This window comes from Loktanella sp. F6476L (assembly GCF_023015725.1).
Taxonomy (GTDB): domain Bacteria; phylum Pseudomonadota; class Alphaproteobacteria; order Rhodobacterales; family Rhodobacteraceae; genus Yoonia.
On record NZ_JALKAR010000003.1, the window covers coordinates 1 to 16,272 of the forward strand.

Consider the following 16,272-nt stretch of genomic DNA (forward strand, 5'->3'; position numbering starts at 1 on the left):
TAGCCCACTGGTCAATGCAATCCGCACCGCATCTTGGCGAAATTCGTCCGTACGTTTCAGTCCCATAGTTCATCTCCTTTGTTGCAGTAAATGCTATCAAAGGAGCGGCATCAAACCGCGACAGGTCCATGCTTCTTACACCGCTCCAGATTGAAAGTTTGATCATCGCATCTTCGGAGACCAGCAACGGTCAACCGTCGGGAGACTGAGAATGCCAAATCAATCTATCCGGTCCCTTGGATCGGAAGTTCTGGATAACGGAAAGTCCCCGACCCAGTGGGTGGAAGTTCTTTCGTCTCGGGGCTTCGCAATCACAGAACGAACGTTACGCGGAAAAGCCAACCGGCTGGGAGCATGCTGCAAACTGGGTAATGCAATGATCATTACCGGTGAACAGATGGACCGAATTCTAACGGAGCCTGAGCCATGCCTCTCGAATCCTACAAACACAAAACAAGCAGCAATCTCTGGATCAAAGGCTGGGTCGAGTTCGAAGGGGCACGGATCGCGGGGCCATACCGGTGCAGCTCAGGCTCACCTACTAAGGCTGGCGCGGAAAACTGGATAGCAGCCGAGACGAAGTATCAACGGCATAAACACATGGTTGGCGAAGAAGCGGCCCAGACATTCTCTGATGCAGTGCTGATCTACAATGCCAATACCAAGACAGCGAGGCAGTTATTGCCAATCGACCGCGAGATCGGGGCGACACCGCTAACAAAAATCACTGGCAAACTGCTCAAATCACTTGGCCCGAAGATGAAGCCCCTTGCCTCAACCGACACATGGTGGCGTGAGATCGTGACCCCCGCCCGCGCTGTGATCAACAACGCCCACGAGCTGAAAGGCACGCCGGCGATCAAGGTCCGCCAATACTCCAGCAACGAGCGGGTCGCGCAGGATACTAGACGTAAGAAAGCCAGTCGTGTCACGCGCACTCCGTCAGATCGCGACTGGGTTGCAGCCTTCTGCAAAGTCGCTGATCCACATAATGCCGCCATGCTGAGGCTCATGTTCGAGACGGCAGCGCGGATCGATCAAGCGGTTTCCATGACGCCAATCGATGTTGATGAGGAGAAATGTCAGGTCTGGCTTAAAGCCCAGAAAGGTCACGCCGCAGGGTGGGTTAAGGTATCGAAAGAAATGATGGCTGATCTGATGGCACTTCCCAAAAAGTTCACGCGAAACCCGCGCACCGGAAAGCTGTTGGAACAGAGGGTGTTCGGTTACAACAGCTCGACGAGCTACAACAACCGCTGGAAAACGATCTGCAAGAAGGCGGGCATCCCGTATCTATCAGCGCACGCTGCCGGTCGGCATGGCTTCTTCACTGAACTAGTCGTCAGGCTGAACGTGAATCCGATCGATGCAGCCGAGGCTGGACGATGGTCAGACGCTTCTTTGCCCATGCGCGTTTACGCCCATCCTGAGACCGACGAGGCCTCTCTAAGAGAGCATTTTCGTACAAAACCGGTACAGCACAAGAATTCAAAACAGCCTAAACCACGAAAAAAGAAAGGAAATACAGATGATTAATAACCCCCTCCTAAGGGGCAGGTTGCAGGTTCGAATCCTGCCGGGGTCACCAAACAAATCCTAAACCAGGCTTCCGCACGAATTGCCCGCGCGCCGACGCGATAGGTCATTACCAGATGCGCACTCGGCGCCGCACAGCCATTGGACGACGTGGATTACCGCGTGCCGCTCTCACAAAGCCAACCGAATGACAGCGGCTTGACGTGCCAAGATTTTCACAATAACCCAAGAGCAGGTTGTAGACACCTGCCTCCCGCTGACGTTTGTCTTGGTTAAGTTCTACGGCGTAAATCTCTATATACCTCTTTCCGCACATCGCGCGGATGGTAACGCGGGTCCCATCTTAAACTGCGCGATCAGGCAAGAGAGATACGGGATATGACAAATACCCCTACGAATTCATTTACCGATGGACCACTTGGTTCCGTCTACCTCAAAACCGCGCTGCCGATCATTTTTGTGATGGGTATGAACGGGTTGTTGTCGGTGGCCGACGCACTGTTTTTGGGGATATATGTGGGACCCGATGCGTTGGCAGCGGTGACCCTGATGTTCCCTATTTATATGTTGATTGTGGCACTTTCCACGCTTGTGGCAAACGGGATGTCCAGCCTGTTGGCTCGGGCGCTTGGGGCCAACGATATGGAAAATGCGCGGGCGACGTTTGCGGGGGCACATGGACTTGCGATTGCGTTGGGGGCTGTTCTGATCGGGTTGTTTGTTTTGTTGGGCAAGCCCGTCGCCTTACGCACTGCAGGCGGGTCCGAAACACTTGCAGAAATGGGTTTGACCTACCTGCGGATCACAGTCTTTTTCGCGCCGCTTTTATTCGTCTTGTCGGTGAATTCTGACGCATTGCGGAACGAAGGGCGCGTAGGTCTCATGGCAGCAATGAGCCTGCTGGTGTCGATTGCCAATATCGTTTTCAACTATGTTTTGATTGCGATTTTGGACATGGGCGTCGCGGGATCAGCCTATGGGACAGCCGCCGCGCAAGCCCTTGCCTTTTGCATTATCACGACATTTCGTTTTGTCGGCGACACCCCTTTACGGCCTGCAACGTTGCTGTCGCATTCGATGTACAGGAAATGGGCACGCATCCTTGCATTGGGCGCACCACAAAGCCTGAATTTCATCGGTTTGGCGCTGGGGTCTGCGGCAATTATCAGCGCGCTTCAGTGGGTCGGTCGGCCCGGCTACGCCGATACGATTACGGCCTATGGGATCATCACGCGGGTCATCACATTTGCCTTTTTGCCGCTTCTAGGGCTGTCTTTCGCGATGCAAACGATCACGGGCAACAATTACGGGGCAGCACTTTGGCAACGATCAGACGCCAGCCTGCGCGTGGCGCTTTGGGCCGCGTTTGCCTATTGCAGCACCGTGCAGATCGTCGTGATGACCATATCAAGCCAAATCGCGCGCGCATTTGTGGACGATCACGCTGTCATCGCCGAAGTCACCCGCATTCTGCCGATAATGACCAGTGTCTTCTTTGCGGTCGGCCCATTGATGATGGTCGCCTCCTATTTTCAGGCCATCGGATCTGCCACCAAAGCCGCAATCTTAGGGCTGACCAAACCTTACGCCTTTGCGATCCCTCTGACGTTCGCCTTGCCGATCTTCTTTGGTGAAGAAGGGATTTGGTACGCGGGCCCCGTCGCAGAAATGATGCTGTTATGCCTGACAGCATTCATTCTCTGGAACGTTGCACGCACACAGCCCCTCAAATGGGGTCTATTCCACACGAACGAAGGAGCACCACTATGAACACGCAACTTCCCTCAGCAGCGCAAGCGAAAGAACAGGCAAAGCGCTTACGCACAAAGATGACCACCGATGGGACGCCAATCGGGCATGCCAAATCGCTTGAGTTTATCGCTCACCAATATGGTTACCGCGATTGGAACACTATGTTTGCGGCTATCGGAAACGAACCGCCAAAGGGATGGGCCATCGGTGACACCGTAAAGGGGACGTACTTGTCACAACCGTTCACCGCGCGGGTGATCGCCGCTTCGGTGGTTAGGCCCGGCTGGCACGAACTGGAACTACAGCTGGATGAACCCGTTGACGTCGTGACCTCCGATAGCTTCACGAACTTTCGCACGCGTATTCGGGGTGTCGTTGGCCCCAAAGGGCATTCCGCCGAACGCACCAGCGACAGTCAGGCCCAGCTTCAAATCGACCTCTGGTAGACGCGTCCCTTCGTCTCAGGTGGTCGGTTCAGCGACCGCCTGCGATGCTTCTTTAACCGCAATTTCAGCCATTTCCATGATCGCGTCACGGCTATTCGCAACGGCAATGAAACGAGCGTTGTGGCAGAACTTTGCCCCCTGAACGCCTGTCGCGGCTTCAAGCGCTGCATCGGTTAAACCAGCCCATGACGCAGGAAGATCAGCACGCTGATCAAAGGTGTCATGGGACAGTTTGATCCCATTCAACGTCCAATCACCGCCGCGCGGGTTAACAACGAATAGAATGTGATCCGCTTCCATCTTAAGCAACGTCGACCGGTAAGGCATGCCCATTGGCAGTTCAAGAATTTCGGACTCGCCAGCCGCTTCAATTGCGGCTTCGACGATCCCAGTGGCCCGGTATTTCGCGGCAATGTTTGCGACAAACGCTTCAACGAAACTGCGCGCAATTGGCAAAGCGTTGTGGAATGCATCATCATCAGCGGTTGGAGACGTGTCATCAAAAACCGGTTTCAGACTGCCAAGAAGGCTTGGCAACGTCAGAACGGACAAAGGACCCGCAACCGAAGGCTCCATTGCGCCATTGTCCAGCAGATCAATCGGCAGCACGAACTTGGTATCAACAGTCGCATGAACCAGATCAATATCAGCCTCTGGAACGTCCAGCGCGGCCAGATAGTCGGACCCGAAATGCTTCCATATCAGACCAAACGAACTGAATGGCTGCTCGTCCTCACGCAATGGACTGGGCCGTTGGTGATGATCGAAAATCTGGGCGGCGGCGTCATAGTCACCACCGACATCATAAATGATCTTGTCCTCGCCCGGTGTGATCCAGGCTTTGTCGCGGGTCCGAAGCAACGTCGCATCCGGAAATAGGCGGGTCAAAATGACCGAGGACATCAACTCATCGGCGTGAAAACCGCCAGAATGGGTGACAAGATGTGTAATGGTCATTGATAGCTCCGCAGGGTCGATATTGATCAATCAGAATGAAAAAAGGCGACCGAGCTGGCCGCCTTCGGATAGCGATGGGGGACGAACCGCTTAGTGGGTCCAAGCCCCACGACGGTTTGTCGCAAAATTTTCGCCGTAACCGCCGGGGCGCACATTCGCCTTGCGGGTTTTTGGTTCTTGCACGACCGCGTCGATTCCGTGGTCTTTTGCGTAATCAAGGGCGGCTTCTTTCGAATCGAACGTCAGGCGCACTTGCGCTTGCGTATCCGATGACGACGTCCATCCCATCAACGGGTCAACGTCGCGACCAGTCTCGTTTACATGCTCCAAAACCCAATGACGGGTCTTTGCCGTGCCGGATGACATGGCTGTTCTCGCAGGCTTGAAAATACGTGCACGCATGAGGATCTCCTTGATGGCCGACTTATGTAAAAATCGGGCGGATAATGCAAGGTTTCCCGATCAATGGGATTAACGAACTCTGTCGCGTGGCATCACCCTCCAATCAGGGGTTGAAGCTTTGCTGCGAAACGCCAAATGTATGGTATCCCGCAAGGAGCCCCCAATGCCGTACGCCCAGACCGACAAATCGCCAGATATGCCCTTCATGGCGAACCCTGCTCCGGATGTGCGGACGCGGGAAAAACTTGAGGGCGGTCAACGATTTAAGCTCGTGACCGAATTCGATGCAGCGGGCGATCAGCCCGCCGCGATCAAAGAATTGTCCGAAGGTGTGCTGTCTGGTGAACAGAACCAAGTGTTGTTGGGCGCCACCGGTACCGGCAAAACGTTCACGATGGCTAAGGTCATTGAAGAAACCCAACGTCCTGCGATTATTCTGGCCCCGAACAAAACGCTCGCCGCCCAATTGTACGGCGAATTCAAAGGGTTCTTCCCCGAAAACGCCGTTGAATATTTCGTAAGTTATTATGACTACTATCAACCCGAAGCCTACGTTGCGCGGTCCGACACCTACATCGAAAAAGAAAGCCAGATTAACGAACAAATCGACCGTATGCGCCATTCGGCCACGCGTGCGCTGTTAGAACGCGATGACGTGATCATCGTGGCGTCCGTGTCTTGCATTTACGGTATCGGGTCCGTCGAAACATATGGAGCCATGACGCAGGATATCTACGTCGGTCAAAGTTACGACCAGCGCGGTATCATCGCCGACCTAGTGGCGCAGCAATATCGCCGCAACGATCAGGGATTCCAGCGTGGCTGTTTCCGTGTGCGCGGCGACAGCCTAGAAGTGTGGCCAGCTCACCTTGATGACAAAGCATGGAAACTGTCGTTCTTTGGCGAAGAACTGGAAAGCATTACAGAATTTGACCCTTTGACGGGCCAAAAAACTGGCACTTTCGATAAGGTCCGCATTTATGCGAACTCACACTACGTGACGCCAAAACCAACCATGCAGCAAGCTGTCGTTGGGATCAAAAAAGAACTTCGCATGCGGCTGGATCAATTGGTCGCGGACAGCAAATTGTTAGAGGCACAACGCCTCGAACAGCGGACAAACTTCGACCTCGAAATGCTTGAAGCGACGGGCGTTTGTAACGGCATCGAAAACTATTCGCGCTACCTGACGGGTCGCGCGCCGGGCGAACCGCCCCCCACCCTGTTCGAATTTATCCCTGACAATGCCATCGTGTTTGCCGATGAATCCCACGTATCCGTCCCGCAAATCGGCGGCATGTATAAAGGTGACTTTAGACGCAAAATGACGCTGGCCGAACACGGGTTCCGGTTGCCGTCCTGTATGGATAACCGTCCGCTGAAATTCGAAGAATGGGACGCCATGCGCCCGCAGTCTGTCTTCGTGTCTGCGACCCCATCCGCGTGGGAGCTCGATCAAGCCGGGGGTGTGTTTTCTGAACAAATCATCCGCCCTACCGGCCTAATTGACCCGAAAATTGAGATTAGACCAGTCGAGATGCAGGTCGACGATCTGCTCGACGAGGTCCGTAAAGTCAGCGCTGATGGCTACCGTACACTGTGCACCACGCTGACCAAACGCATGGCCGAAGACCTGACCGAATACATGCACGAACAAGGTATCCGCGTGCGCTACATGCACTCGGATATTGACACAATTGAACGGATCGAAATCCTGCGGGATCTGCGGCTTGGCGCGTTTGATGTCCTCATCGGCATTAACCTTTTGCGCGAAGGTCTCGACATCCCCGAATGTGGCCTCGTCGCTATCTTGGACGCGGATAAAGAGGGCTTCCTGCGCTCTGAAACGTCCCTAGTTCAGACCATCGGTCGTGCGGCACGAAACGCGGAAGGACGCGTGATTATGTACGCCGATCGGATCACCGGTTCGATGGAACGTGCGATGAAAGAAACCGAACGCCGTCGTACCAAACAACAGGCATACAACGAAGAACACGGCATCACGCCGATGACAGTTAAGAAGAACGTCGAAGACATTCTTGCGGGTCTGTACAAAGGCGACGCCGACATGAACCGCGTCACCGCCAAAATCGACAATCCGCTTGCGGGCGGAAACCTGCAAACCGTTCTCGACGGGCTGCGGACCGACATGCGTAAAGCGGCTGAGAACCTTGAATTCGAAGAAGCGGCGCGTTTGCGTGACGAGGTCAAACGCCTCGAAGCTGTCGATCTTGCCGTGTCCGATGATCCACTCGCGCGGCAACAAGCCGTCGAAAAAGCGGTGGTCGAGGCGGGTGTCAAATCAGGGCGCAGTACCGGCGGTCGCGGCGGGATGCGTGGCGGAAAATCGCGCTATGGTGGTAAGAAATAGGCGCTAGACCTTCAATGGTCGCGCCCATTTCACATTGCCATTAGTGTATTTACCGCTGACAAGCACCCCCTTCTTTGCGGCGTGCGGGAACCGGACGCGCCAGTCACGGAATTTGTCTTGCGTCACGATCCGCGCACCAAGATCGGTCGCGCACTGCAAGATCATTTCGTCCGCGACAACGCCCTTATCGACGACCACAATATGATCAAATCGGACACCAATGAGCGGGGCAAGCGTTTCCTCAGTATAGTAGCGTTCACCCACCTTATACCCCACATTTGCGTCAAAAAAGACGATAGGGCTGAAGCCTGCTGTCTCAAGCCTTCGCAAAACCCGCGACACAACATCCAGAGATGGATCGCCGCCCCAATGCATCACGTTAGACCCATCGACAACAATCGCATTGCGCGGCGCAGTGTCTTCGGACGGCACAGCATCTGTCGCCCTCCCCTGCAGTCGCAACAGCAGAAGTATGACAAAGATGATCGCCGCCGGAGCAAGCAAAAGGAGATCAGAAAGCATGCCGCACTTGAATCAAGGCGGCATGCCGAATGCAACACTAGTCCGCAGTCGTGCCAAGATCGAAAGTCTCGTCCGGAAAGAACTTTGCCAAACGAATATCCGCAGAACGGGCATGGCCCTCCATCCCCTCCATCCGAGAAATACGGGCTGTCGCCTCTGCAACCGGTTTGGCCGCATCGCGCGTTGATCGCTGCCACGTCACTGTTTTCATGAACTTACCAACGAACAAACCACCAGTGTAACGCGCGGCACCTGAAGTCGGCAAAACATGGTTTGGACCTGACGCTTTGTCACCAAAGGCAACTGTCGTTTCTTCACCCAAAAACAACGACCCGTAGTTCGTCAAACTATCCAGATACCAATCCAGATCAGCGCACATAACGGTCAAATGTTCGGGCGCGATACGGTCGGATTCTGCGACAATTTCATTGCGGTCTTCGCACAGGATCACTTCGGCATAATCCCGCCACGCAGCGCGAGCACTGTTTGCGTTCAGCTCTGGCAGATCGTCGATCAGCGCAGGCACGCGGGCGATCACCTTTTCGGCCAATGCGCGATCGTCTGTCACCAGCCAAACCGGTGAATTGGGGCCATGTTCAGCCTGACCCACAAGGTCCACAGCCACGATTTCCGGATCAGCGGAACTATCGGCAAGCACGAGCGAATCCGTAGGACCGGCAACCATATCAATCCCCACCTGACCAAACAAAACGCGTTTTGCTTCAGCGACAAAGGCATTGCCCGGACCAACCAAAATGTCTGCCTTCGGGATATCAAACAAACCGGTCGCCATCGACGCGACAGCCTGCACACCGCCCATGTTCAGGATCGTATCAGCGCCGCACAAGTCCATCGCATACAGGATGGAATCGGGGATACCTTTGCCGGGTGTTGGCGGCGAACACGCGGTGACATGACCAACGCCAGCAGCCTTGGCCGTCGTCACGGTCATAATCGCAGACGCAATATGCGCATACCGTCCGCCCGGCACATAACAACCGGCCGCATTCACCGGAATTTGCTTTTGCCCCGCAATCAGCCCCGGCATGATTTCGACCTGTGTGTCGACAATCGTTTCGCGTTGCGCCAGCGCAAACCTTTTCACATTGGCATGCGCGAATTGGATGTCTTTTTTCACCTGCTCCGGCAGATTTGCTTTGGCCGCGTCAATGTCGGCGCGTGTCGCAACAATCGGTCCATCCCATTTGTCGAACCGCTTTGCCAAAGCGATCGCTGCGGCCTCTCCGCCCTGTGCAACCTCATCCAACAGCGCGCGCACGGCAACGCTGACATCGGCGTGGTCTTCTTCGGCGGTCCGGCTTGCGGTTTTCAGATACTCGGCCATCGTGAAACTCCTTAGGTGTCAGCGCCACATGGCCATGGACAAACAAAAAGGCAAAGCGTGAAACCGCCTTGCCTTGATGTGTTTTGGTTGGCTGAAAGCCGATTTAGGAAATCCGAGGGGGCGTTAACCCTTACCCTTCCAAGGCACCAACCAGCGTTCCGCCCAGCGCATCAGCATATCAATGCTAAAGCCGATGACACCAATCAGGATGATCCCCATCAGAACGATGTCCGTCGATTGGAACTTGGACGCGACCATGATCATCATGCCGGCCCCTTTTTCTGCAGCAACCAATTCAGCCGCAACAACGGTACCCCAGCAAACACCCATCGCAACACGCGCACCTGTAAAGATTTCAGGAAGCGAGTTTGGAATGATGACATACCGCATGATCTGCCACTTCGATGCACCCAGCGAATAGGCCGCATGCACTTTGGAAATACGAACACCAGACACACCGGATCGGGCGGCAATCGCCATGATCCAAAGGGCGGCGAGGAACAGCAGGATGATCTTACCAACTTCACCAATACCCGCCCAGATGATCACAAGCGGGATCAAGGCCAGCGGCGGCACAGGGCGCATGAATTCCACAATCGGGTCAAACCAGCCACGGAACCAGTTCGACAGACCCATCGCATAGCCAAGCGGAATGCCGACGATGGCACCAAGGATAAAGCCTACGATCACGCGGAAAAGCGAGAAACCAAGGTGTTCCGCCAAGGTCGAATTCCGGTACCCTTCGGTGGCGATTTCCGTCAAACGGCTCCACACGGCTTCGGGCGCTGGCAGCCAGATTGGCTCCATCTGTATACCCTTTGATGGATAGACGTTTGGTGTGCCTTTCCCAGACAGCTCCACACGACCAAAGTCGGTGCTGACAGACCCGCCCGGTTCAATCGCTTCACCGTTAATTGCCGTCACTGTAGCTTCTTCGGCACGACCGATTTCATCGTTCTCGTCAACGCGCAGCAATGCGGACCGATAAGCAGCCAACGCGATGCTGTCGTTCTTGGCAAAACCTTCACCGGGGTCAACGTCAGGTGCATCAACAGGCGCGCCAGTCTCGAATACAATAACCGAAACAGTCGCATCGTCAGACTGACCGTCTGGCGTCGTGACCGTGTATGTGAACGACCCTTCGCCGGTGAACGCACCGGGCGCATGCATAAAGGACGGCAACAGTTTAGATCCGGTAAACGCCCCCCATAAAACGAAAATAAGAACAATCGAAACGACCGATGCGACAGAATTCGACGTGACCGCGCTTTCGTCCCCGAAAGTCACCGTTTTCAACGAACCATAGTCCGCTTTTGGGGTCAGGAACCGCTTGACGGCCTGCCAGATGAACGAGAACGCCAAAATTAGCAGCACGTAGCCCAAGATATACGGCAACGCGCCAAACAACGTGGCCAAGACCGCGCCCAGTTCAGCGCCGAGTTGTGAAATGATACCCATTACGCGCCCTCCTTCCGGCCCATGATTTCTTCTTCCATGTCCCAAATCATGCCAAGGATCTCCTCGCGGACTTGACCAAACTGGGGGTGCTTTTTGACGTCGCGCAGATCTTGATCAACGCCCATTTCAGCGAACGGCAAACGGTATTCTTTATGGATACGGCCCGGACGTGGTGCCATGACCAGCAAGCGTTCACCCAACAACAGCGCTTCCTCAACAGAGTGCGTGATCAGAATGATCGTCTTACCAGTCTCTTTCCAAAGCTTCAGAACCAGACCCTGCATCTTTTCGCGGGTCAGCGCGTCAAGCGCACCCAGCGGTTCGTCCATCAAGATGACATCAGGTTCATTCGCCAGACAGCGGGCCAAAGCAACACGTTGCTGCATCCCGCCGGACAATTCGTAAACCGCCTTTTCCTTGAAATCACCAAGACCGACGACATCCAGCAAATGATCCACGATCTCGCGCTTCGGACCAGCCGCCATGCCTTTCATCTTCGGGCCAAAGCCCACGTTTTCACGCACGGACATCCATTCGAATAATGCACCCTGCTGAAACACCATGCCGCGTTCAGCACCGGGGCCGTGAACAGTGTTTCCGTTCAGGACGATCTTGCCCTCTGTCGGGGCCAAAAACCCGGCGACAATGTTCAAAAGCGTGGTCTTACCACACCCGGACGGCCCAAGGACCGACAGTAATTCGCCAGCCTTAAGATCAAGCGACACATCTTTTAATGCTTGGACGGAGCTGCCGTTTGGCAGATCGAAACGCATGGATATTTTATCCATCTGTAAACCAGACATATCCTGCTCCCTGTTGTTATTTTCCCTGAGAAAATTCGCTGTTACCGAATTTCGTCATGAAAAATCGCGACCTGCTTTTGCAATAAGGGCGCAGCATTTGCGCCGCGCCCTTACCGTTTAATTTATTGAGCAGCAGCCAATGGGCCAGTGTTCACTGCGCCAGCGTAATCATCCAAAGATGATGGGATAGAGCCAGATTCTACGAACACATCAGCCACGCCCTTCATGAACGCAGGCGCCGCGCCGCCAAGCCATGCTTCAGACAGCTGTTCTTCCACTGTTGGGAAAACGAATGTTGCCAAAGATGCAGCAGCCGCTTCAACGTCCATACCGGAATCGTTGGCGATCACTGCCAGCATTTCAGCTTCGTTTTCGCCAGATGCCCATGCCGCGTTTGCGTCTGCAGTCACTTTCAGGAACTTGGAAACCATTTCAGAGTTTTCAGCGACAAAGTCGGCTGGACCTGATGTGACGTCAAAAACAAGAATGCCGAGCGCTTCTTTTTCAGCGCCTGTCAGCAACACGTTGCCGTGCTCTTTCATGCGGTTCAATGCACCGCCCCAGCCGCAAGACATGTCGACTTGGCCTTGTGCGATCGCAGCAGCACCATCAGCAGGCGCCATGTCAACAACATCCAAAGATGCAACATCTACACCGAAGTGGTCCATCTGACGCAGGAAACCGTAGTGCGCAGCGGTACCAAGCGGAACAGCAACTTTCTTGCCAGCCAGTTCAGCCGCAGAAGACGCGTCGATTTCGAGACCGGAAGACACAACGCAGTTGTCGTTTTCAGCGTAGGACACAGCAACGTCGAGGATCTGCAGATCCTGACCAGCGGATGCAGCAACTACGAATGGCGGCACACCTTGGGATACGGACAGCTGCACGTCACCAGACGCCATAGCTGCGGACATCGCAGTACCGGAATCGAAAGATACCCAGTTCACTTTCGCGCCCAGCGCTTCGTCGTATGTGCCGTTCACTTTTGCGAACTGGAATGGCATTGGCCACTCAAGGAAGTAACCGACAGTGATTTCACCGTGACCGTCTGCGAACGCAGCCGTTGCACCAGTCATCATTGCAACGCCAGCAGCAGCGCTCATCAATTTGTTGGTAAGTTTCATTTTGTTTCTCTCCACGTTGGTTGGCCTTCTGCAGACCGGTTTGCCGGACAGGTGTTTCCCGCCTCGTCATTTTTCAGATGACCATGAAAAGAGGCAATTCACCACCCCCGTTCGCGGACACAAGTTGTTCACCAAGGCGTTCGCAATTGACCCCCCAGTAGCAATGGGCAGTCAAAAGCAGAACAATCCGATCCGTCAACAGCCGCGAACGATCAGGCCTGAACGGCTGAAAACCGGCATTTCGCGAATTTTTGGCTGTAAGTACCAGTTTTCTAAGTAACTTGGTGCAAATCACAGATCAGATGACGCATTCCATACTAATTCTGGACATATGCTTGCACCTACTCTGGCCCTACTGAGAAACCAACAGTTAGGCGCAATGTCTGAAAACGAGGCAATAGCAGAATCTACGGATTCGTGCACCCGAAACCCATACAAATAAGGAGTGTCCCGATGGACTTTACGCTTTCCAATGACCCAGGCCATGTTGTCGAAGCCGACCGGGCTCATGTGTGGCACCACCTTTCCCAGCACAAACCATACGATTCTGGCGTTGACCCACGCATCATCGTCGAAGGCAAAGGCCTGAAGGTTTGGGACATCAAAGGCAAAGAACATATCGATGCCGTGTCCGGCGGTGTTTGGACCGTCAACGTGGGTTACGGACGCGAACGTATCGGCAAAGCAATTGCTGATCAGGTATCCAAGATGTGCTTCTTCGGCGGCACGATGGGAACGATCCCGGGCGCGAACTTTGCGGAACTGCTGATCGATAAAATGCCGGGTCTCGACCGCGTCTACTACGCCAATTCTGGCTCAGAGGCGAACGAGAAAGCCTTCAAAATGGTCCGCCAGATCAGCCACAAACATCATGGCGGCAAAAAGTCCAAGATCCTCTACCGCGAACGCGATTATCACGGCACAACAATTGCGTGCCTGTCTGCGGGCGGCCAAGAAGAACGCAACGCACAATACGGCCCGTACACGCCAGGCTTCATTCCTGTGCCGCATTGCCTTGAATACCGGTCCCAAGACGGATCGACCGGCGAGGCATATGCAGCCGCATCACTGAAAGCCATCGAAGACGTCATCTTGCGCGAAGGCGCGGACACCATCGGGTCCATCTGCCTTGAACCAATCACTGCGGGCGGCGGCATCATCGTCGCGCCAACTGGGTACTGGGAAGGCGTGCAAGAACTGTGCCGCAAATACGAAATCCTACTGCACATCGACGAAGTCGTCTGCGGCGTTGGCCGGACAGGGACGTGGTTTGGCTACCAGCAGTTCGGTGTGCAGCCGGACATCGTGACAATGGCGAAAGGCGTGGCATCTGGCTACGCTGCGATCTCGTGCTGTGTGACAACCAACGCTGTGTTCGACCAGTTCAAAGACGACACCGACAAACTGTCGATGTTCCGCGATATCTCGACCTTCGGTGGGTGTACTGCGGGGCCTGCAGCGGCGATCGAAAACATGTTGATCATCGAAGAAGAAGATTTGCGCGGCAACTCTGTCCGCACAGGTGAACACCTGAAGAACAACCTTCACGCGCTCATGGAAAAGCACAGCTGGATCGGTGACGTGCGTGGCATGGGTCTGTTTGCAGGCGCGGAACTTGTGACAGACCGCGACAGCAAAGAACCAGTCGACGAAAAACTGGTCGCAGCTATCGTTGCCGATTGTATGAACCAAGGCGTGATTATCGGGGCGACAAACAAATCGCTTCCGGGCTTCAACAACACCTTGTTGTTTGCGCCAGCGCTGATCGCGACGCCAGACGACATCGATCACGTCACAGATGCGGTCGACCAAGCGATCACGCGCGTTCTGGGCTAAAGGTTAAGGCCATCATCAAGGGCATCGCGATCTGCGGTGCCCTTTTTCGTTTCTAGATCGTGCACTTTCCACACCATCTAGGGATTCATCTTTTGCTAAGCACGACGCGCGCCTTCCCCGCGGGGAAGGTTTCATGTGCAGCATTTCCAATCAGACCTTCAAAATAACCTTGTTCGTTAACTTGAATGGGTCCACCCTGATCAGGCCCTTAGGTCCAGAAGAATCTCCATGCCAATTTCCATCGAAACCTTTTTCCTCGATTCCGATGCCGAAGGCACGCTGCAAGCCCGCATCCAGCAGATGGTCGCGCAGGGTATTCTGGCCGGTCGTTTCCGCCCCGGTGAACGGCTACCGTCATCACGTCGCATGGCACAACATCTTGGTGTCAGCCGCATCACTGTGACCTTGGCCTATACGGAATTGGTTGCGGATGATTACCTGACTTCGAAAGGGCGATCCGGCTATTTCGTTTCGGAAAATGCGCCTGAACCACCCGCGTTCCCCGCCCAGCAGGCCCCCAATAGTACGGTCGATTGGGGCCGCGTGATCGGGCACAAACATCTGCCTGCGTTTAACATGGACCGACCGAAAGATTGGGCCAGCTATAAGTACCCGTTCATTTACGGCCAAACCGACCCTACCCTGTTTGACAGCGCCAATTGGCGGCTCTGCGCGCTTCAGGCGCTTGGTAAGCGCGACTTCAGCGCGATGACGGCGGATTATTATGACCGCGACGACCCAAAGCTAATCGAATTCATTGCGCGTCAGATTCTACCACGGCGCGGGATTCTCGCGGGTCCGGAAGAAGTGCTGGTCACAATGGGAGCGCAAAACGCGCTCTGGCTGACGGCGCAGGTTGTGCTGAACGCGCGTCGCCGCGCCGCCATCGAAGACCCCAGCTACCCCGCGTTACGCACGATCCTGACGCAGTCCAGTTGCCAGTTAAGCCCCGTGTCCGTGGACAAAGACGGCCTGCCACCGGAAGCCATTCCTGACGGAACCGATGTTGTGTTCACAACGCCAAGCCATCACTGTCCGACCGCATGCACGATGCCCTTGGATCGACGTAAAGCGTTGTTACAAAAAGCAGAAGACGACGATTTTCTCATTGTGGAAGACGACTACGAATTCGAAATGTCCTTTCTCAAGGCGCCCTCTCCGTCTTTGAAATCCTTGGATCAGAACGGGCGGGTCATCTATGTGGGTTCTTTTTCGAAGTCTCTCTTTCCGGGGTTAAGGCTTGGTTACCTTGTCGGTCCTGCCCCCTTTATTCGCGAAGCACGCGCCTTGCGGGCCTCGATCCTGCGTCATCCACCGGGCCAAATTCAGCGCACCGTCGCCTACTATCTGTCGCTAGGCCACTACGACGCGTTGGTCCGCCGGATGAGCAAGGCGTATGAACAACGGCGCATGGTGATTGATCAGGCGATTGCCGACAACGGCCTTACCGTCGCGGGGCAAGGTACGTTTGGTGGCAGTTCGATCTGGATGAAAGCCGCACCGCATATCGACACACAACACCTTGCGGACATTCTGCGGGCGAAGGGTGTGCTGATCGAACCCGGCGCACCGTTCTTCCACAGCACCAATCCACCGGAAAACTATTTCCGCGTTGCATACTCTTCTATCCCCGCAAGCCGGATTTCCGCAGGGATTGGTCACATCGCTGATGCCTTGCGGACATTGGAAGAAAAGGGACATGCGTGACTTTAGGGTATGC

General features: G+C 54.8%; 13 protein-coding genes. 6 read left to right on the top strand and 7 right to left on the bottom strand.

The genetic code is table 11. From position 1 onward, the window contains the following. Nucleotides 1–426: 426 nt before the first annotated feature. From MWU61_RS07855 to MWU61_RS07865, 3 genes are all read left to right on the top strand, one after another. The gene (locus MWU61_RS07855) at nt 427–1,536 is read left to right on the top strand and encodes a tyrosine-type recombinase/integrase (RefSeq protein WP_247127757.1); all 1,110 of its coding nucleotides are present in this window, start codon (nt 427–429) and stop codon (nt 1,534–1,536) included. A gap of 378 nt (nt 1,537–1,914) precedes the next feature. Beyond that, on the top strand, nt 1,915–3,306 hold the full coding sequence (locus MWU61_RS07860; RefSeq protein ID WP_247127758.1) for an MATE family efflux transporter: 1,392 nt from the start codon (nt 1,915–1,917) through the stop codon (nt 3,304–3,306). Further along, a complete protein-coding gene (locus tag MWU61_RS07865; RefSeq protein ID WP_247127759.1) occupies nt 3,303–3,734 on the top strand; it encodes a glyoxalase superfamily protein in 432 nt (143 codons plus the stop codon). Before MWU61_RS07860 ends, MWU61_RS07865 begins: the two co-directional genes overlap by 4 nt. A gap of 15 nt (nt 3,735–3,749) precedes the next feature. Here MWU61_RS07865 and MWU61_RS07870 read toward each other — a convergent pair whose 3' ends face one another. Both MWU61_RS07870 and MWU61_RS07875 read right to left on the bottom strand, forming a co-directional pair. Next, complete coding sequence (locus MWU61_RS07870) at nt 3,750–4,691, bottom strand: MYG1 family protein (RefSeq protein WP_247127760.1); 942 nt, start codon at nt 4,689–4,691, stop codon at nt 3,750–3,752. A gap of 90 nt (nt 4,692–4,781) precedes the next feature. Continuing rightward, the gene (locus tag MWU61_RS07875; protein WP_247127761.1) at nt 4,782–5,093 is read right to left on the bottom strand and encodes an ETC complex I subunit; all 312 of its coding nucleotides are present in this window, start codon (nt 5,091–5,093) and stop codon (nt 4,782–4,784) included. A gap of 163 nt (nt 5,094–5,256) precedes the next feature. On the opposite strand from MWU61_RS07875, the gene uvrB reads away from it, so the two are divergent. Further along, entirely contained in the window at nt 5,257–7,464 is a 2,208-nt protein-coding gene (gene uvrB, locus MWU61_RS07880) for an excinuclease ABC subunit UvrB (protein WP_281502005.1), read from the top strand. 3 nt (nt 7,465–7,467) lie between these two features. Here uvrB and MWU61_RS07885 read toward each other — a convergent pair whose 3' ends face one another. The 5 genes from MWU61_RS07885 to MWU61_RS07905 all read right to left on the bottom strand — a co-directional run bounded on the left by MWU61_RS07885 (nt 7,468) and on the right by MWU61_RS07905 (nt 12,716). Continuing rightward, nucleotides 7,468–7,986 (bottom strand): hypothetical protein, encoded by a 519-nt coding sequence (locus tag MWU61_RS07885; RefSeq protein WP_247127762.1) that lies wholly within the window; start codon nt 7,984–7,986, stop codon nt 7,468–7,470. Nucleotides 7,987–8,023: 37 nt separating this feature from the next. Beyond that, entirely contained in the window at nt 8,024–9,331 is a 1,308-nt protein-coding gene (gene hisD, locus MWU61_RS07890; protein ID WP_247127763.1) for a histidinol dehydrogenase, read from the bottom strand. A 123-nt stretch (nt 9,332–9,454) separates the two neighbouring features. Beyond that, a complete protein-coding gene (locus MWU61_RS07895) occupies nt 9,455–10,789 on the bottom strand; it encodes an ABC transporter permease subunit (RefSeq protein WP_247127764.1) in 1,335 nt (444 codons plus the stop codon). After that, nucleotides 10,789–11,592 carry an ABC transporter ATP-binding protein gene (locus MWU61_RS07900; protein WP_247127765.1) on the bottom strand — a complete coding sequence of 268 codons (804 nt, stop codon included), beginning with the start codon at nt 11,590–11,592 and terminating at the stop codon, nt 10,789–10,791. The genes MWU61_RS07895 and MWU61_RS07900 overlap by 1 nt, the downstream gene beginning before the upstream one ends. A 122-nt stretch (nt 11,593–11,714) precedes the next feature. After that, nucleotides 11,715–12,716: an ABC transporter substrate-binding protein gene (locus MWU61_RS07905; protein ID WP_247127766.1), complete on the bottom strand. Its 1,002-nt coding sequence runs from the start codon at nt 12,714–12,716 to the stop codon at nt 11,715–11,717. Nucleotides 12,717–13,169: 453 nt separating this feature from the next. On the opposite strand from MWU61_RS07905, the gene MWU61_RS07910 reads away from it, so the two are divergent. Further along, nucleotides 13,170–14,552, top strand: a complete 1,383-nt coding sequence (locus tag MWU61_RS07910) for an aminotransferase class III-fold pyridoxal phosphate-dependent enzyme (RefSeq protein ID WP_247127767.1) — start codon at nt 13,170–13,172, stop codon at nt 14,550–14,552. 228 nt (nt 14,553–14,780) lie between these two features. Further along, nucleotides 14,781–16,259, top strand: coding sequence for a PLP-dependent aminotransferase family protein (locus MWU61_RS07915; RefSeq protein ID WP_247127768.1), 1,479 nt, complete (start codon nt 14,781–14,783; stop codon nt 16,257–16,259). Nucleotides 16,260–16,272 lie beyond the last annotated feature (13 nt).